The sequence below is a fragment of the Sulfurimonas sp. genome (genome assembly GCF_023229105.1).
In the GTDB taxonomy this organism is placed as follows: Bacteria; Campylobacterota; Campylobacteria; order Campylobacterales; family Sulfurimonadaceae; genus Sulfurimonas.
Genome location: NZ_JALNZY010000002.1, coordinates 58122 through 76134, shown reverse-complemented (window position 1 = coordinate 76134; position 18013 = coordinate 58122). Strand labels below are relative to the sequence as shown.

Here is an 18013-nt window from a genome sequence, read left to right as displayed (position 1 = left end):
GAAGCTAAGCCTCTCATCGCTGATAATACTGATCCTTGCAGGATTGGAAATGTAGGTCGCTGCCTAGTTGATCATTTTTACTTCTTACTCGACTTCTTCTTTTAACTAAATAATAATATTTAATTTCATATAACTTCAATTTAATTTTTTTACTGTCTAAATTTGCTTTATTATCTATTTGAAATAATTTAGGATTTACAATAAGATATATCGCACTTTTACTAAGCGAATTACTATTTTTTACAGGCTATTCTACAACAACATACATAAAAGACATAACAAATTGAATAGTTCAGGATAAGAAGATTATCATAGTAGCAGGGCAATTTTAAATTTAGAGTAATTTTAGTGCTTCATTTTCTAGCAAAGATTTACCAACACTCCTATAAAGGGTAGATACACTTTTTAGCTATTATAATAAAATTATTACATATATGTTACATAATTACACAATATAATAATTTTATCACACTTTATAAACTACTGAAAAAGATATAACATATATAATTACTTCAGCAACAAAATATATAAAATACTTATAAAAAGCTAAGCTAAACGTCTTTTATAGAAGATTATAGTTTTATTTATAAGAACAAATTATATATCTAAGTAATTAAGAGATTTATTTAAGTTATTCTTATGTTTGTTTGTTTTTTGTTTAAGACGCAGTTAAAAATTACTCGCCTATAATGCTTATATTCTAAAATACTCGTAGGAGAGAAAATGAAAAAAACGATTAAATTAGCAATAGTAGCTGCATTGGCACTAGGTGCAACTTCTGCATTTGCAACAAATGGCGATACCATGATAGGTGTTGGCGCTAAAGCTGTTGGTATGGGTGGTGTTGGAATAGGTATGGGGCATGGTGCGGAATCAGCTCTAAGCAATCCTGCTATGATTACTACAGTTGAAGGAACTCAGGTTTCTTTTGGTGGTACGGTATTTATGCCAGATGTAAAAACAAATTTGGGTGATGGAACAGGATTTCATAATAGCGATGCAGATTTGTCGATTATTCCTACTGTTGCAATAGCTCAAAAAGCAACTGATAATTTTTACTGGGGTATAGGCATGTACGGCGTGGCTGGTATGGGTACAGATTATCGTGATGCTACTGGTGGCGCTGCAAACTTTAACATGGTTACAAATTTACAGTTAATGCAGTTTGTTGTTCCTTTATCTTATAAGGTAAATGGATTTAGTATTGGTATAGCTCCTATATTACAATACGGGTCATTAGACATAAATTTTAAAAATAATAGCGGTGGACCACTTGGAGGTCTTGCGGCAGGTGCTACAAGTGATACACAAGGAGTTGCACAAGATTTCGGTCTTGGTTATACCATCGGTGCTGCTTATGAGATGAATGCTTTTACAGTAGGGGCATCATATAAATCAGCAATCTCTATGACTTATGATGGACAGATTTCTGAAGCAATGCAAGATTTTACAGGAACTTTAGGCTCTGACAAATTAGAGCAGCCTGCTGAACTGGGCATTGGTGCCTCATATGTAATGGGCAGTAGCACAATAGCTTTTGACTATAAAAAAATCAAATGGTCTGATGCTGATGGCTACAAAGATTTTGCATGGGAAGATCAAGATGTTTACATGGTAGGTTACCAGTTTGCACAAGATAATTATGCAATTCGTGTTGGTTATAACTACGCAAAAAGCCCAATTTCAGATCAAGGTGTAGCTGGTAGCTTATTGAATGTATTTAATCTTCTCGGATTCCCTGCAATTGTAGAAGAACATTATACGATTGGTGGAAGTTATGAATTCACAAAAATGACTTCAGTTGATTTAGCTTATGTTTACTCTCCAGAGGCTAGTGAAAATTTTGCGTACAGCCTAGGTGGTCCAGTAACAAGTATTGAAACAAAACACAGCCAATCAGCAGTTACAGCACAGCTCAACTTCAACTTCTAATCAACTCAATATTTATTTTAAGGTCGCCTTTTATGGGCGCACCTTACTCTTGTATTAAAATCTAGAAAATTATTATCATCACGAGTAGAGAAAAATATTCAGATAAATTACAGATTTATCTGATATAATATTTTTATATTTTTTGTGATGATAATATCACACATCACACAAATAGCTCAAATCAAAAGGAAGTACATGTTAAAAACAATAGTAAAAATAGCAGTTTTAGCGTCGCTAAGTGCAAGTATAGCGTTTGGATACCAAGCAATAAGGCTGAATGTATCAGAAGGGACTTATGCAGATAGGAACGATGCATTTAAAGGTATAATGGAGCTTGATTTAGAGGATGCCGGATTTACTCCTAAAGATATACATGCAGGGATTGAGTATTACTACAGACTTTTTTATGGAACAAAGCTTTTAAAAGATGGAAAGCCAAATCCTCAGTTTAAAGAGGATTATGTAGAAAATTTGGATAATTTAGGCTTTATTACAATCTCAAATGAAGAGTGGATGCTACCACTTCTTTTAAAAGAGCCATCTCTTGGAGGTTTTGCTCCGCTTAACTATCTTATCTATAAGAAAAAAAGTGAAAATAAAACCTATGTCGGTACGATAACACCTGAAGCGATGCTTGATATCACTAAAGTAAAAGATCCTGAGGTAAGAAAAACTTTTACCGAGTATATTGATGCTCTTAGTAAAGCAACTGATAACGGTATGGGCGGAGAAGTAGAGTTTATAGAGATTGACAAACTCCCTAAAAAAACTATGGTAGAGTTTGAGGTCCCTTTTGAGAGGGGAAGCGATGTGATTGATGCTAAATTTAACTTTATGGAAAGATTTGAAAAAGCGTTTGAAGCACAAGAGTACATTATTGCCGGCAAAAGAGATTTTGAAGAGTATTGGACTGACAATGATATGGACAATCCGAGATTTGACGCTTACTGGGTTTACTCTTTGTGTCACTTTACTTTTTCATATACAGTCTTTAACGCATGGGAGCATCCTGAGCTAGGAGTGTCTGCGCCATGTTCTATGTACATGTACTTAGAAAAAGATTCTAATACTTTAAAAGTAGGTATGCCGAGTGTTGAAAACTGGATAGTCTTTGGGGGAATAAAAGATCCGCAAAAGGTTAAATTTATCAAAGAGATGGATGAGAAAATTAAAGCTATCATGATTAGTTTAGGAGCAAAAGAGATATGAAAAAACCATTTAAAATATTAACAGTATTGGCTCTTGCTTTAACTTTTTTTGGTTGCTCTTCAACTAGTGTCGAGTCGCAGGCTCAAGCGCAAACCGGGATTAGTGAACCAAGGGGAGATGTAAGCGCATATCTAAAAGGTGCGCACATGAGTGTTGATGATGCACAAAAAAAGCTTTCAGAAGCAGGATTTGAAGTTTTATCTACATTTGAGAGTGTCAATAGCGGAACGACTATTTTATATACCTGCCCTAGACTAAAAGCAGAGGCGGCTAAGCCAAATCGTGCAAATATCGCTGTTATGAGAATTTTTGTTGATGATGAAGCAAAAAGTATCTCTATAGCAAATCCAGTCTATTTCGGTAAAGCATATATGCAAAATGATTATAATCATGAGACATTTACAGCAATAAAAGATAAGATTGAAGAAGTGTTTACGGGATTGACTCCATCTGAAGACAAAATGGCATTTAAGAACCTTGCAGGATTCCATTTTACTATCGGTATGCCGTACTATGAAGATGTAGAAGTTCTTGGAGAAGGTACAAATGAGGAGTTGCTTGCAAAACTCAGAGAGTACAAAAAGGGCAAAGAGATTGCGTTTGAACTTAAGATATCTGATGATACTACTTTAGTAGGTTATGAACTTGGTCGCGGCACAAAAAGATTTGTAAAGAAAACAGGTCGCGAAAATGCAGGCTTGCTGCCTTGGCCTATAGTGGTAAGCGGAGGAAAGGCTACAATGCTTAAGGCTGAATACTATATAGCTTTAAACTATCCATTGTTAGGTATGTTGCAGTTTGGCGGAATAGCATCTGTCCCAGGCGACGTAATTAAAGATTTAAATAAACCATTTAAATAAAACGTAGAGGCTATATTAAAATAGCCTCTCTTTTACCCTCTTTTATCTCACCTATTAGATAACCATCTGTTTTTGAAAGTACAGCATCAGCATCTTCTGCTTTTACAACAAGTATCATCCCTATACCCATATTGAATGCTCTGTACATCTCATTCTCTTCTACGTGCTTGGATATTAGCTCAAATATCGGCAGAACTCTAATGGCGTCTTTCTTTATCTCTGCTCTTAGATTTTCTGGCAATACTCGCGGGAGATTTTCAACTATTCCGCCGCCTGTTATATGAGCAAGGGCTACAATTTTGTCTTTTAGTTCTTTAAATGTTTTAACATATATTCGAGTAGGCTCTAGAAGTGTTTCTATAAGAGGCTTGCCGTTAAAATCATCATTAAACTTCATATTCATCTTTTCAAAGAGAACTTTTCTTGCAAGTGAAAAACCGTTTGAATGAAGTCCTGAACTCGGAAGTGCTATAAGCTTATCTCCCGCTTTTACAAGAGAAACCCTGTCCATTTCACTCTTCTCTGCAACGCCTACAGCAAAGCCTGCAAGGTCATAATCATCCTTGCTGTACATTCCAGGCATCTCAGCAGTTTCGCCGCCGATAAGAGCGCATTCACTCTGCTTGCAACCCTCTGCAATACCGGCAACAACACTTGTCGCTGTTTTTACATCTAGTTTTGCGGTTGCGTAGTAGTCCAAGAAGAAAGATGGTGTGCCAAAGTTACAAATAAGATCATTTACGCACATAGCAACTAAGTCTATGCCGACGGTATTGTGTATGCCTGAGTCAATCGCTAATTTTAGTTTTGTTCCGACACCATCGGTTGCAGCAAGCATTACCGGCTCTTTGAAGCCACGTGGCAATTCAAATGCTCCGGCAAAAGAGCCAATACCGCCGATAACACCCGGAATTTGTGTTGATTTCACTAAAGGTTTGATGTTTTCTACGAAACTATTGCCGGCATCTATGTCAACACCGGCATCTTTGTAGCTTATTTGGCTCATTCATGGCTCCAATATTTAAAGTACGAAATTATATCGAATGAGAGTTAAAGCCAGAGTTAATTTACTTTACAGAGCACTTTTTAGTAATAATGCAAAGCGGGCAGAAGTTAGCAATACCAGCTATTAGGGGAATTACTCCTAGATAAAACCAAGCGTTGCTTGTTATAAATCCTGTTGCAATCAGTGCTAATCCCACAATAATTCTAATTACTCTACAATTTTTTCTAATTTTGTCATAATTCATTTTAGCTCCATTGTTGTTTTAAATATATTTGAAAATTATATCAGAGATTGGTTTATAAAAGATAAAGGAATGAAATAATAATTATTTTACCTCTTTATCTTTTACAGTTCTTGTAAGGCAAGAACTGTGCTGATAAAAAAGAAGTCAGTTAAACATATCCGCATACAAAGCATCTGCCCAGTTATATATAGAGCTTGCGTTTACCTTTCCATCTTTCTTCCAATCTTCACTGCTTGATGTATCGGCAAAATCAAAAGTTTCAGTCGTTTTATCGTAAGAGTACTGTGTGTATATGTAGATTGCTTTTTCTGGCTCAATAGAGACGGCAGAGAAGCAAGTTGTGGTTGGCGGTTCCCATTTTATCTGCTTTGTTTTATTTATTTTTTGTGCAATTAGAGCGGCTACGTACTTCCCTTCAGAATTTGAAGTGTTTCCTGATTTTGAAAAGCCCATAGGACGTGAGTCACCTGCTATAAAAATGTTTTTTGCATCTATAGCCTCATATGTAAGCGGGTTGATATTTGCTTCGAGTCTGTTTTTTGCATCTTTTGCAAGTCCAACTCTCTCCAAAATTTTTGCACCTCTGATTTGAGGGTAAAAACATGCGTCCTCAAACTCAAATTCATCAAACTCGGTGTAAACCATTTTGTTGTCTAAATCAATCTTGTTTATTTTTGTACCGGGGACATACTCAATGTAATCGGCATAAAGTTCATTAAAGGCGGACTGAAATCCTTTTTCTTTAATAGTAATACTATTGTTTTCATCCAGTAGAATTATTTTGGCTTTTAGTTTTTTTTGTTTAAAATAATCAGCAATAACGCAGGCTCTTTCATATGGAGCAGGAAGGCATCTGTAGTTTCCGCTTGGTACCGTAATGATAAAATTGCCGCCTTTGAAATTTAAAACCTTGTTTTTTAAAGTGATATGCTCAGAACCGGGAATAAATCCAGCAGGGTACTCCTGCCTTAATCTGTTCTCAAAAGCGATATCTTTTGTCCATTTGGAGTAATCATAATCGATGCCCGGAGAGAGTACAAGATAGTCATACTTAATATCTCCATTGCTTGTTTTTAGAACTTGATTCTCTTTGTCTAAATCAACAGCTGTTGCATGAAAATATATGTAGTTATTTTTTCTAGCAGCTTGAAGATAATCGTGTGTTAAATATTCTAGTTTTACTTTATCTACAAGCCATAAGTTGCTTACAGGACAAGAGATAAACTCATGTCTTTGCTCAACTAAAATAACGTCTGCGTTTGGAGCAAAGATTTTTGTATATTTCGCAATAGCCAGGCCTGACCAGCCGCCTCCAAGAACAACAACTCTAGGGTTTTTTGTCTCATGTAATGGTGCTTTATAATCTGTAAGCGACTTAGCGGTTTTACTTTTTGTTTTGTTATTTAAGTCTGAATTGCCGCTTAGTGTCGAAGATGCAAGTGCCAAACCAGATAACGCTAATACATCTCTTCTTGAAATAGCCATGGATAATCCTCATGTAAAATAATTATAATTATATTATCATTTATTAACTTACCGAGAGCTTATTATTTTCATAGCAAAAAAGTGGAGTTGAATCTAGCGTTATGTAATTTAAAACAAATATGTTAAAATCGCACTAAAACAAATTAGGATTTTTAAACATGAGAGATTTTATATATGCTGAAATGATGGTGCATGTGCCTATGTGTACATCCAAAGAGGCAAAAGACGTGTTAATAATAAGCGATGATGCACAAAAATTAAGTGCAGAAGGAGCAAGGCATCAGGAAGCGAATTTAAAAGTTATCAGATGCTCTCTTGATGAAATCAGTGCTCTGGATGATGCTAGTTTTGATGTAGTAATCTCTGAAATGGGGCAAGATGCAGCATTTTTTTCACACGTAAACCGTGTTTTAAAAAAGGATGCTCAGTTTGTAACAACGCACCCTTCTTTAGATAAGGTAGAAGAAAACAAGAGTTTGATGATTATGCTTAAAAAATATTTTAAAATTATTATGCCATATAATATCGGAAACGGTGCTACGGCAATTCTGGCTTCAAAAGAGTATCATCCCACAGCAGACATCAATCTTCAAAGAGCTGACATGATAGATGGACTTCAATATTACAACAGCGATATTCATCCGGCTGCATTTGCCATGGGCAACTATATTAGAAAAGAATACCTAGGGATTATTAAAAACTAATGGCTTTTAAATATGCTATCGCACTTACCGGAGGAATTGCTACAGGCAAGAGCACTGTGGCTTCCCTGCTTACACTTAACGGCATGCGAATTATAGATGCGGATAGCATATCTCATGAGATTTTAGATGCTTCAAGGGAGTGGGTAAGAGAAAATTTTGGAGATGAGTTTGTAGAGGGTGTAAAGGTTGACAGAGCAAAACTTGGTCAACTGATATTTTCTAATAGCGAAGCTAAAAAGAAGTTGGAAGATTTTTTGCATCCAAAGATCAGAGCCGAAATAGAGAAAATAAGTAAAAAACAGGATAGTTTTAAATTTCCTTATCTTATAGATATTCCGCTTTTTTTTGAAAAAGGAGCATATGATATAAAAGAGAGTGTTGTTGTTTATGTTCCAAAAGATCTTCAGCTAGAGAGATTTATAAAGAGAAACGGTTATTCGAAAGAGGAGTCCTTAAGACGAATAGAGTCCCAGATGGATATAGAGGATAAGAAAAAAAAAGCTACATGGATTATAGACAACTCAAAAGATTTGAAGCATCTTCAGCGTGAGTGTGAAGAGTTTGTTGAGAAAATTAAAGCCAAATATCTGGAGAAAAAATGATAGTTTCAAAATATAGTGCAAATGGAAATGATTTTGTTATTTTTCATACTTTTGTTAAAAAAGATAGAAGCCAAGAGGCAAAAAAACTTTGTCACAGACAAGAGGGAGTTGGAGCTGATGGGCTAATCGTTTTAGTTCCGTATGAGAGTCAAGATTCTCAGAAAAACAGACCAACTATTGATTTTGAGTGGCAATTTTACAACTCTGATGGAAGTGAAGCAGAGATGTGCGGAAACGGTTCTCGTGCATGTGCGCACTATGCTTTTATCAATGAGCTGGCCCCTTCTAAGATGAGTTTTTTAACAGTTGCTGGAGTTATAAATGCAGAAGTTGAAGCATCAGATGCAAAGGGCGGTATGGTTTTAAGTGAGCTGACTTCTCCTAAAATTTTAGATACAAACATAGAGCACAATGGCAAAAAGTGGTACAAACTCAATACAGGAGTACCGCATCTTGTGCATATAACGCAAAATATTGAAGAGTTTGATATTGCCGAAGCCAGAGAATTGAGAAAAAAATACAATGCAAATGTAAATATAGTATTTGTCGATGGTAAAAATCTACGAGTTAGAACTTATGAGCGTGGGGTAGAGGATGAAACTCTTGCTTGTGGAACGGGAATGGCAGCATCTTTTTATATAGCTTATAAAGAGGGTTTGGTTTCAAACAATATTGAAGTCTATCCAAGAAGTGGTGACACTCTTTATCTGGGAGTAAACGACAGAAGTATTACATTTAAAGGTATGGTAAAAAGAGTTTTTACAGCGGAGGTTTAAAAACAGAGTTTTCTCTGTTTTTAAACTATTTTAAAGACCGGCAGCCTCAACGATTTTTGCTTGATGGTCTGCTATAAGTGGCTCTATTATCTCATCAAGAAGTCCGCCATGCATAATTTCGGCAAGTCTATAGAGTGTCAAACCAATTCTATGGTCAGACATACGGTTTTGCGGGTAGTTATATGTTCTAATTCTTCCGCTTCTATCTCCCGTTCCAACTTGTGCAGAACGGTTTGCGCTATCTTTTGCGAGTGCTTCTTGCATCTCTAGGTCATAAAGTCTTGCTTTTAAAACCTTCATAGCTTTTTCTCTGTTTTTGTGTTGCGATTTTTGGTCTTGATTTGTTACAACCAAGCCAGTAGGCAGGTGTGTAATCCTAACCGCAGAGTCGGTCGTATTTACACTTTGTCCACCGCATCCGCTTGAGCGCATAACATCTATTTTGAGGTCATTTTCATTAATCTCTATCTCAACATCATCAACCTCAGGCATGACGGCAACAGTAATCGCAGAGGTATGTACGCGCCCTTGCGATTCTGTTGCGGGAACACGTTGAACACGATGTGTTCCGCCTTCGTATTTCAACCTGCTATATACCTGATCTCCTCGTATAAGAGCAATAATCTCTTTATATCCGCCAGCATCAGAGGCAGAAGAGCTCAATATCTCAATCTTCCACCCTTTTAATTCCGCATAACGTGCATACGCTTCAAAGAGATTTCCAACGAAAATAGCCGCTTCATCACCGCCTGCTCCTGCGCGAAGCTCAACAATAATATTTCTATCATCATTTGGATCTTTTGGAAGAAGTAGAAGCTTTATGTCGTTTTGAAGTTGAGGAATTTTCGGCTCAAGGGATTTAAGCTCCTCTTTTGCCATTTCAAACATATCTGAATCGCCAAGCATAGCTTTAGCATCTGCAATTTCTGCAAGTATAACTTTATACTCTCTTGCCTTTTCTACGATTGGTAAAAGTGAAGATTGTTCTTTTGATAGAGCTGTCATCCTCTTGATATCAGAGGTTATGTCAGGAGAACTTAGCAGTTCGCCAAGTTCTTCATAACGCTTGATAAACGGGGTAAGTTTATCGGCTAACATTTATAGTGTTAACCTTATAGTGCGTTTACAGCTCTGTGTAGACGACTAATTTTTCTAGCAGCAGTCTCTTTTTTTAAGATACCTTTGCTTACAAATTTTTGAATTTGCTTGTTTGCTACTGTCATTGCTGATGCAGCTTCTTCTTTGTTACCTGCAGTAATAGCAGAACGAACATCTTTTACAATGTTTTTAAGACGAGTTCTGTAGAAACGATTACGCTCAGAACGAACGATAGTTTGGCGAATTCTCTTAACTGATGACTTGTGATTTGCCATGCATGAGTCCTTCTCATAAAAATTTAGTGCAGAATATTAGCTTAAATATAATTAAAATTAAGTTAAAGACAAGGTAAATGGCAATAATTTAAACAATTTGACTAACTTATGTTAAAATACAGCACATTAAATTTTGGAAAATATCATGAAACTATTTGGAACTGACGGAGTAAGAGGCGAGGCAGGTACTTTTTTAACGGCGGAACTTGCTATGAAAGTTGCAATGGCTGCAGGGATTTATTTTAAGGCTCACTCAAAGACTAATAAAATTTTAATCGGAAAAGATACGCGCAGAAGTGGTTACATGATAGAAAATGCAATAGTAAGCGGGCTTACGGCTATTGGCTATGATGTTGTTCAGATTGGTCCTATGCCGACTCCGGCTATCGCATATATAACTGAGAATATGCGTTGTGATGCGGGAATTATGATAAGTGCTTCGCATAACTCTTTTGAAGACAATGGGATTAAATTTTTTGATGGCTGCGGAGATAAACTCTCTCACAGCGCTGAAGAGGAGATAGAAAAAATTTACCAAAACAGCGAGCTTTTGCAGGATGCACATGTAAGTGGTAAAAACATAGGCAAGGCTAAAAGGATTGATGATGTGGTCGGTCGTTATATAGTGCAGCTTAAAAACTCTTTTCCAAGAGAGCTCTCTTTAAAAAATATGCGTATCGTTTTAGATACGGCAAATGGAGCGGGATATATTGTGGGACCGACTGTTTTAGAAGAGTTGGGCGCAGACGTAGTTGTTTTGCATAACAAACCTGACGGCTTCAATATAAATGAGGGCTGTGGGGCACTGCATACAAAAGATCTTTGTGAGAGCGTGATAAAATATAGAGCCGATTTGGGAATTGCGCTTGATGGAGATGCAGATAGAGTGGTAATTGTTGATGAAAACGGAGAGGTTGTAGATGGCGATCAGCTTCTCGGTGCTCTTGGGGCATACATGAGCGATAAGGGCGATTTAAAAGGAGATGGAATCGTCTCAACCGTTATGAGCAACAAAGGATTGGATGATTTTATGTCCCAGAGGGGTTTAAAAGTGTTTAGATCTGATGTCGGCGATAAAAATGTTTTGCAGATGATGAAAAAAGAGAAGATAAATTTCGGTGGTGAACAGAGCGGACATGTTATTATCAGCGATTTTGCAAAAACCGGTGACGGATTGGTTTGCGCACTTCAAGTATTGGCACTTCTTACAAAAACTAAGCAGAAGGCTTCAACAGCTCTTCGCCCTTTTGCGCTTTATCCTCAAAAATTGGTAAATATAAATGTTAAAGTTAAAAAACCTCTCAGTGAGATTGAGGGGCTTGAGAAGAAACTAAAGGAGTTGGATAAAGCTGGCGTTCATCACCTGATTCGTTATTCTGGAACTGAAAATAAACTCAGAGTTCTTTTGGAGTGTAGGGATGCAAAAAAAATGAACTCTTATATGAACGAAATGATAGAATTTTTTCAAAAAGCTTTAAATGCATAATAAAACAATTCGTCTGCTAGCAATTCTTCTCTTTACGACGGCAGGAATTTTTATAATTGACCAAAATATAAAGTCGCTTTTTGTTGATGGTTGGAGATACTACGGGAAGTGTATTGATTTGATATTAGTCTATAACAGGGGTGTGGCATTTTCAATGTTTGCATTTTTAGAGGAGACGTTAAAATATATTCAGTTGGTGCTTGTTTTGGGTGTTTTTGGGTATATAATTTATCTAAAAGAGATTTGCTATGCTTTTCCTATGGGGTTACTACTAGGCGGTGCAATTTCAAACATATATGATAGGTTTATTCACGGCGGAGTTGTGGATATGGTTTATTGGCACTGTGGATTTGATTTTGCGGTATTTAATTTTGCAGATGTCATGATAGATGTGGCGGTTGTTTGGATTTTAATATTAAATTTCAGACCAAAATTTTGTAAAAAAAGTACCTAAAGATAGATAAAAGCAGATTTAAGGTAATATTACCAAAATTATAAATAATAATGAAAAGGAAATTGATGAAAATCAAAGCAAACAAAATTAATAGCGCGAACGCTCAAATAGAAGCCCAAATTCCAAAAGAGACGATAGACGCAAATATAGAAAAAATAGCTAAAGAGATAACAAAAACTGCTTCCGTTCAAGGGTTTCGTAAAGGTAAAGTTCCAGTATCTGTAGTAAAAAAACAGTATGGAGAGCGTCTGGTTCAAGATGCAGAAGCTGAAGCATTGCGTGAAGTTTTAAACAAAGGTCTTGATGAGCTGAAAATAGCTATGAATTCGTTAATCGGGGAACCGAATATTTCAAATTTTGTAAAAAATGCAGACAGTATTGATGTAACGGTTAAGATTGCTATGAGGCCTGAGATTAATCTTGAAAACTATAAAGATATGGTTGATGCTTTTGAGAAACCTGTAGTAACGGATGAACAGGTAGAAAAGAGATTGGAAAAAATAGCTGATTCTCAAGGGAAGTTTGTAGATTTAAAGAGAAAAAGAGCAGCAAAAGAGGGCGACAGCGCTATTATTGATTTTGAAGGTTCAATTGACGCAGAGCTATTTGAAGGTGGAGCAGCAAAAGAGTTTGCTTTGGTTCTTGGTTCAGGTCAATTTATTCCAGGCTTTGAAGAGCAGGTAGTTGGCATGAAAATAGGTGAAGAGAAGGTTGTAAAAGTTACTTTTCCTGAAAACTATGGCTCTGATAAATTAGCAGGCAAAGAGGCTGAATTTAAAGTAACACTGCATAATATTCAAGAGAAAGCAAAAGTGGAGATTGATGAGGCTTTTGCTGAAAAGATTCTCGCAGGACAAGATGATAAGAGCTTAGAGAATTTAAAAAGCCAAATAAAAACTCAATTAGAGCATGAAGCACTTGCAAAACTTTATAATGAAGAGATGAAGCCTACTCTCTTAGAGACTTTTGTAACAAAGTTTGATTTTGATCTTCCTGAGTTTGTTGTTGAGCAGGAGATTGATGTTTCACTAAATAAAAAAGCAAGTATGATGAGTGAAGATGAGATAAAAGAGCTTCGTGAAGATGCCACTAAACTAGAAGCGCTTCGTGAAACTTTCCGTGAAGATGCACAAAGAAGTGTTAGAGCTACATTTATCATTGATGCACTTGCTACTGCTGAGAGCGTTAAAGTTGATGAGAATGAAGTTATGCAGACTATTTACTATGAGGCGATGCAAATGGGACAAGACCCTAGAATGGCATACGATAAATATAAAGAAGCCGGTTATTTACCTGCTATTCAGATGTCAATGGTTGAGGATAAAGTGCTTACGCAGATTCTTAATTCTAAGATGAAAGAAGCTTAAGCCAGATGAGTTATGTTCCTTACGTAGTTGAAAAAACAGCACGCGGCGAGCGCTCTTATGATATTTACTCCCGTCTTTTAAAAGACAGAATTATAATGCTAAGCGGAGAAGTTAATGACGCAGTTGCCTCATCTATTGTAGCGCAGATGCTATTTTTAGAAGCAGAGGAGCCTGAGAAGGATATATATTTTTATATAAATTCTCCCGGCGGTGTTGTTACGGCAGGAATGGCAATATATGATACAATGAACTATATTCGTCCTGATGTAGCTACAATATGTGTTGGTCAAGCCGCATCAATGGGAGCTTTTTTACTCTCAAGCGGGGCAAAAGGGAAGAGATATGCGCTTCCACATGCAAGGATTATGATTCATCAACCTCTTGGAGGGGCTCAAGGTCAAGCAACAGATATCGCGATTCAGGCAAAAGAGATTCTTAGAATGAAAGAAGAGCTAAACGAGATTTTGGCTAGAAATACGGGTCAAGATATTAAACAAGTTGAAAAAGATACCGATAGAGATAATTTTATGAGCGCTAAAGAAGCAAAAGAGTACGGAATGATTGACGAAGTTTTAGTAAAAAAAAGTAAAGATTTAGATAGCTAAAGGAGCTGGCATGTCAGGAGCTTTAAGAAGTAGACGTCGTAGTGTAACAACGGATACAAAACCATCTACAGCGGTAACAGACAAAGAAGCAACAGTAGAGCCGGAGGGCGAGTTAGAAGCGTATTCAAAAGAGGTCTTAAGTGCCTTGATGAAAGACGGCTTGCCACCTACTCCTAACAACTTCTCTCTCTATTTTGATAGACTATTAGAGGATAAAAGTCAAAATACGCGCAACCATATTGTTTCAGTTCTAGAACTTGAAGAGAGTAATGATGATGAAAATTCTATCTTACTTGAACAGAGTTTGAAACAGGGCTTTTTGTCAATTAAAAATATTCTCGGTATCACGGCAAACCTTTATAAAAATATGTCTTTAATGACAAAGATACTAGACAAGAGAAAACAAGAACTTGAAGTAAGCTCAGACAATCAAGCAGTAAGAAGTGTTGTTACATCTTTAGAATCTGACATCTCGAAGCTTAATGCCATTTTAAAAAACCAGAGTAGTACCATTAAAAATACCTATGAGGACACGGCAAAAATAATAAAAAATGTTGAAAATGAGACTATTTTTGACAACCAGTACGGCGTTTATAACAAACGCTACTTGATGACAAAAATCGAACAAGAGATAGAGCTTATTAAAAAGTTTAAACACAAAAGTTCTCTTATTATGATTGAGCTCTCACGTGATCTTAAATCAAGCGTAAATAATGAAAAAGCAATAATGCTTATGACAAAAACCATCGCAAGACTTCTTTTGAAAACTTCAAGAAGAAGTGATATTGTTGCCCATTATGGAAACGGTGTCTTTACTATGCTTCTTAAGCATACCGACATAGAGAGTGCAAAAAAAGCAAGTGAAAGACTTTGTGAGCTTGTCTCAAACAGCAACTTTTTCTTATCAGACCGTGAAATCCAGTTAAAAATATCTATAGGAATAACTGATATTACTCAAAACCACTCCGTAGAAGAGATTATAGTAAGCTCAATGGATGGGGTTGAAAAAGCGTACGAAAATCCCAACCTAGACTACGCAGTTTTACTTAGAAACAGTTAGTAGTATATTATAGACAAAAAATGAAGTTAACCATAGTAGAATATCCAGATAAAAGATTAAAAGAGAAGTCTAAAACCGTTGAGAAGTTTGACAAAGAGTTGCATCAACTTTTAGATGAGATGTATGAGGTCATGATAAGCTCAAACGGTATAGGGTTGGCGGCTATCCAAGTAGGACATACAAAAAGAGCTCTGCTTTTAAATATTCCAGATGAAAATGATGAACAGTCTATAGATACTTTAGTTGAGATGATAAATCCTGTTATCACATACACAAGCGGATTGACGACATACCAAGAGGGATGCCTAAGCGTACCGAGCTTCTATGAAGATGTGCAGAGATATGAGAGTATCGCCGTTAATTATCAAGATAGAGACGGAAATACAAAAAGCATAGAAGCGGAGGGTTTGTTAAGTATAGCAATTCAACATGAAGTCGATCATCTACAAGGTATTTTATTTATAGACAAGCTCTCATATTCACGCAGAAAAAAGTTTGAAAAAGAGTATAAGAGAATGCAAAAAGAGAAAAAACTTCATAAACTATAGTTTTATATGACACTTTGTCATATTTACTCACATTTGAAAATATAAAGAGTACAATGGTATCAATTTAATATAGGTTTATGCTATGAAAATGGTCTCTTGCGCCACATATGAGGGTATCGAAGCAAAAGTTGTACAGGTTGAATCTACGCTCACAAAAGGGTTGCCTTCCTTTAGTGTAGTAGGAATGGCAAGCGCTTCAATAAATGAGGCAAAAGAGCGTGTTAAATCCGCACTATTAAGCAATGAATTTACATTTCCCCCAAAAAGAATTACTATAAATCTTGCCCCGAGCGACGTCAAAAAAGAGGGAAGCCAGTTTGATTTGAGCATCGCTTTGCTTATCGCACTTGATTATCTGCAAGATGATTTGAGTGAGTGGTTTGTCTTTGGGGAACTGGGTCTTGATGGGGCTATAAAAGAGAATATTCAACTCTACCCGCTTCTATTATCGCTTGCAAATCAAAAAATTATTAAAAAAGCAGTTGTTCCATTTGAGAGTTTAGATAAGTTATCAAAGATTCCAAATATAGAATTTTATGGGGTTAAGAGACTAGATGAAGCAATAGAGTTGTTAAAGAACTCTGCTAGTGCGCTGCCAAATAGCAGTTATAAAAAAATAGAGTATCCATGTTATAAAATTGATGAGCAGGAGTACTATTTTGACAACAACTATGTTGAGAATTTTTTAGATGTAAAAGGACAAGAGATTGCAAAAAGAGCAGCACTCATCAGTGCCGCCGGCTTTCACAATCTGCTTTTAGAGGGAAGTCCTGGCTGTGGAAAGAGTATGATTGCGCAAAGATTAAGATATATCTTGCCCCCTCTTAATAGCGATGAGATTTTAGATATCGCAAAGCTTGATGCTCTTGAAGCCAAAGAGCCCGACTTTAAACCACTCAGAAGCTATAGAGCTCCTCACCATTCCTCGACAACAGCGAGTGTATTTGGGGGTGGAAGCCATAAGGCAAAAATAGGAGAGGTTGGTCTGGCGCACAGAGGGATTTTATTTTTTGATGAACTTCCTCACTTTTCACGCGTAGTTTTGGAGGCCTTGCGTGAACCTTTGCAGGATAATAAAATTCGAATATCAAGAGTAAATTCAAAAATTGAGTATCCGAGTGATTTTCTGTTTGTAAGTGCCATGAATCCATGCCCATGCGGCAATCTACTTAACGAACATAAAGAGTGTAGATGCAGTGAACTTGAGGTACAAAGATATAAAAACAGACTCTCCGACCCGTTCTTAGATAGAATTGATCTTTGTGTCGTTATGCAGCAGGTAAGCTTAAATGACAAGGCAACACTAAGCTCGCAAGAGATGCACAAGCAGGTAATCGAGGTACATAAAAGAGTAAAAGCAAGAGGGCAGATACCTTTTACGGCAAAGTTAAGCGATGAGGAGATACAGAGATACTGCGTCCTTAGTGATGAAGCAAAAGATGTGCTAGAAATAGCAGTACAGAGATATGCACTCTCCTTTAGAAGTATAAAAAAGATTCAAAAAGTTTCACGAACTATTGCGGATTTAGATGGTAGCGATATTATTGGGAGGAGGCATCTCCTTGAAGCTTTGAGCTATAGGAGGAGAAGCTAGAGTTTTAGCTCTAGCTTTGGTATTTATGAATTAAAAATCATCTTCTGCTTTTAAGATACCTTGTATCTCGATATTTAATTTAACTATCTCGCTAACAACGACTCCGCCTGCTTCTAGTGCTTGATTCCAGGTGATACCGTAATCTCTTCTGTCTATTTTTCCGCTAAGGCTAAGTCCTGCTCTTTGTTTGCCCCATGGATCGGTCACGGTACCGCCAAATTCATAATCAAGGATAACATCTTTTGTTGTGCCTTTTATGGTCAGTTTTCCGTAAGCTTTATCGCCTTTGACACTATCAAGAACAAATGTAACTTTAGGGTACATCTCTGCATTAAAAATTTCATCTGATTTTAGATGTGCATCTCTTTTTTCAATATTTGTATTTATGGAATCAACATCCATTTCACCTTTTAAAGCTATGAGTTTATTTGTCTCATCCTCCAACTCAAAATTACCATCGAACTTCTTAAATTCTCCATTTACGGTAGTAATCATCATGTGTTTTACCGAGAAAGTTACATTCGTGTGAGAAGCATCAACCTTATAAACGCCACCAAATAGTGAACTTGCTCCTAGGAGTATCGATACAATTATAAATTGCAGTTTTTTCATGTTTAAATCCTTCATTTTGTTTGAATAATTATAGTATTAAATTGTACCAAGAGGTATTAAATATGTCAACTAATGACAAATTCTAAACATAAATAC

General features: G+C 36.4%; 19 protein-coding genes. 13 read left to right on the top strand and 6 right to left on the bottom strand.

Features of this window, described 5'->3' with window-relative positions:
- Positions 1–723: 723 nt before the first annotated feature.
- The 3 genes from M0Q17_RS00815 to M0Q17_RS00805 all read left to right on the top strand — a co-directional run bounded on the left by M0Q17_RS00815 (position 724) and on the right by M0Q17_RS00805 (position 4001).
- The gene (locus M0Q17_RS00815) at positions 724–1932 is read left to right on the top strand and encodes an outer membrane protein transport protein (protein WP_295082281.1); all 1209 of its coding nucleotides are present in this window, start codon (positions 724–726) and stop codon (positions 1930–1932) included.
- Between the two features lie 195 nt (positions 1933–2127).
- Entirely contained in the window at positions 2128–3141 is a 1014-nt protein-coding gene (locus M0Q17_RS00810; RefSeq protein WP_295082278.1) for a hypothetical protein, read from the top strand.
- Positions 3138–4001 carry a hypothetical protein gene (locus tag M0Q17_RS00805; protein ID WP_295082276.1) on the top strand — a complete coding sequence of 288 codons (864 nt, stop codon included), beginning with the start codon at positions 3138–3140 and terminating at the stop codon, positions 3999–4001. The genes M0Q17_RS00810 and M0Q17_RS00805 overlap by 4 nt, the downstream gene beginning before the upstream one ends.
- 10 nt (positions 4002–4011) lie before the next feature.
- Here M0Q17_RS00805 and purM read toward each other — a convergent pair whose 3' ends face one another.
- From purM to M0Q17_RS00790, 3 genes are all read right to left on the bottom strand, one after another.
- Positions 4012–5007 (bottom strand): phosphoribosylformylglycinamidine cyclo-ligase, encoded by a 996-nt coding sequence (gene purM, locus M0Q17_RS00800; protein ID WP_295082274.1) that lies wholly within the window; start codon positions 5005–5007, stop codon positions 4012–4014.
- 61 nt (positions 5008–5068) lie between these two features.
- A complete protein-coding gene (locus tag M0Q17_RS00795) occupies positions 5069–5251 on the bottom strand; it encodes a DUF2892 domain-containing protein (protein WP_295082272.1) in 183 nt (60 codons plus the stop codon).
- Between the two features lie 144 nt (positions 5252–5395).
- On the bottom strand, positions 5396–6736 hold the full coding sequence (locus tag M0Q17_RS00790) for an FCSD flavin-binding domain-containing protein (protein WP_295082269.1): 1341 nt from the start codon (positions 6734–6736) through the stop codon (positions 5396–5398).
- A 158-nt stretch (positions 6737–6894) separates the two neighbouring features.
- Here M0Q17_RS00790 and M0Q17_RS00785 point away from each other — a divergent pair, with 158 nt between their 5' ends.
- The 3 genes from M0Q17_RS00785 to dapF are packed head-to-tail and all read left to right on the top strand — an operon-like array spanning position 6895 to position 8818.
- Positions 6895–7440 carry a spermidine synthase gene (locus M0Q17_RS00785; protein WP_295082267.1) on the top strand — a complete coding sequence of 182 codons (546 nt, stop codon included), beginning with the start codon at positions 6895–6897 and terminating at the stop codon, positions 7438–7440.
- Positions 7440–8042, top strand: coding sequence for a dephospho-CoA kinase (gene coaE / locus M0Q17_RS00780; protein ID WP_295082265.1), 603 nt, complete (start codon positions 7440–7442; stop codon positions 8040–8042). Before M0Q17_RS00785 ends, coaE begins: the two co-directional genes overlap by 1 nt.
- Positions 8039–8818 carry a diaminopimelate epimerase gene (gene dapF / locus M0Q17_RS00775; RefSeq protein ID WP_295082261.1) on the top strand — a complete coding sequence of 260 codons (780 nt, stop codon included), beginning with the start codon at positions 8039–8041 and terminating at the stop codon, positions 8816–8818. Before coaE ends, dapF begins: the two co-directional genes overlap by 4 nt.
- 30 nt (positions 8819–8848) lie before the next feature.
- Here dapF and prfA read toward each other — a convergent pair whose 3' ends face one another.
- Together prfA and rpsT are read right to left on the bottom strand one after the other, a co-directional pair.
- Positions 8849–9916, bottom strand: coding sequence for a peptide chain release factor 1 (prfA, locus tag M0Q17_RS00770; RefSeq protein ID WP_295082258.1), 1068 nt, complete (start codon positions 9914–9916; stop codon positions 8849–8851).
- A 14-nt stretch (positions 9917–9930) separates the two neighbouring features.
- Positions 9931–10191, bottom strand: coding sequence for a 30S ribosomal protein S20 (rpsT, locus tag M0Q17_RS00765; protein ID WP_295082256.1), 261 nt, complete (start codon positions 10189–10191; stop codon positions 9931–9933).
- A gap of 145 nt (positions 10192–10336) precedes the next feature.
- Between rpsT and glmM the strand changes: the two genes are divergently transcribed.
- The 7 genes from glmM to M0Q17_RS00730 all read left to right on the top strand — a co-directional run bounded on the left by glmM (position 10337) and on the right by M0Q17_RS00730 (position 17305).
- On the top strand, positions 10337–11677 hold the full coding sequence (gene glmM, locus M0Q17_RS00760; protein ID WP_295082254.1) for a phosphoglucosamine mutase: 1341 nt from the start codon (positions 10337–10339) through the stop codon (positions 11675–11677).
- On the top strand, positions 11670–12131 hold the full coding sequence (gene lspA / locus M0Q17_RS00755) for a signal peptidase II (protein ID WP_295082252.1): 462 nt from the start codon (positions 11670–11672) through the stop codon (positions 12129–12131). Before glmM ends, lspA begins: the two co-directional genes overlap by 8 nt.
- A gap of 65 nt (positions 12132–12196) precedes the next feature.
- Entirely contained in the window at positions 12197–13498 is a 1302-nt protein-coding gene (gene tig / locus M0Q17_RS00750; RefSeq protein WP_295082248.1) for a trigger factor, read from the top strand.
- 5 nt (positions 13499–13503) lie between these two features.
- Positions 13504–14103 (top strand): ATP-dependent Clp endopeptidase proteolytic subunit ClpP, encoded by a 600-nt coding sequence (gene clpP / locus M0Q17_RS00745; RefSeq protein ID WP_295082247.1) that lies wholly within the window; start codon positions 13504–13506, stop codon positions 14101–14103.
- 10 nt (positions 14104–14113) lie between these two features.
- Positions 14114–15163 carry a GGDEF domain-containing protein gene (locus M0Q17_RS00740; RefSeq protein WP_295082246.1) on the top strand — a complete coding sequence of 350 codons (1050 nt, stop codon included), beginning with the start codon at positions 14114–14116 and terminating at the stop codon, positions 15161–15163.
- A gap of 20 nt (positions 15164–15183) precedes the next feature.
- A complete protein-coding gene (def, locus tag M0Q17_RS00735) occupies positions 15184–15711 on the top strand; it encodes a peptide deformylase (RefSeq protein ID WP_295082244.1) in 528 nt (175 codons plus the stop codon).
- Between the two features lie 82 nt (positions 15712–15793).
- Entirely contained in the window at positions 15794–17305 is a 1512-nt protein-coding gene (locus M0Q17_RS00730; protein WP_295082243.1) for a YifB family Mg chelatase-like AAA ATPase, read from the top strand.
- A gap of 30 nt (positions 17306–17335) precedes the next feature.
- On the opposite strand, the gene M0Q17_RS00725 is transcribed toward M0Q17_RS00730, so the two are convergent.
- Positions 17336–17917, bottom strand: a complete 582-nt coding sequence (locus M0Q17_RS00725) for a YceI family protein (protein ID WP_295082242.1) — start codon at positions 17915–17917, stop codon at positions 17336–17338.
- Positions 17918–18013 lie beyond the last annotated feature (96 nt).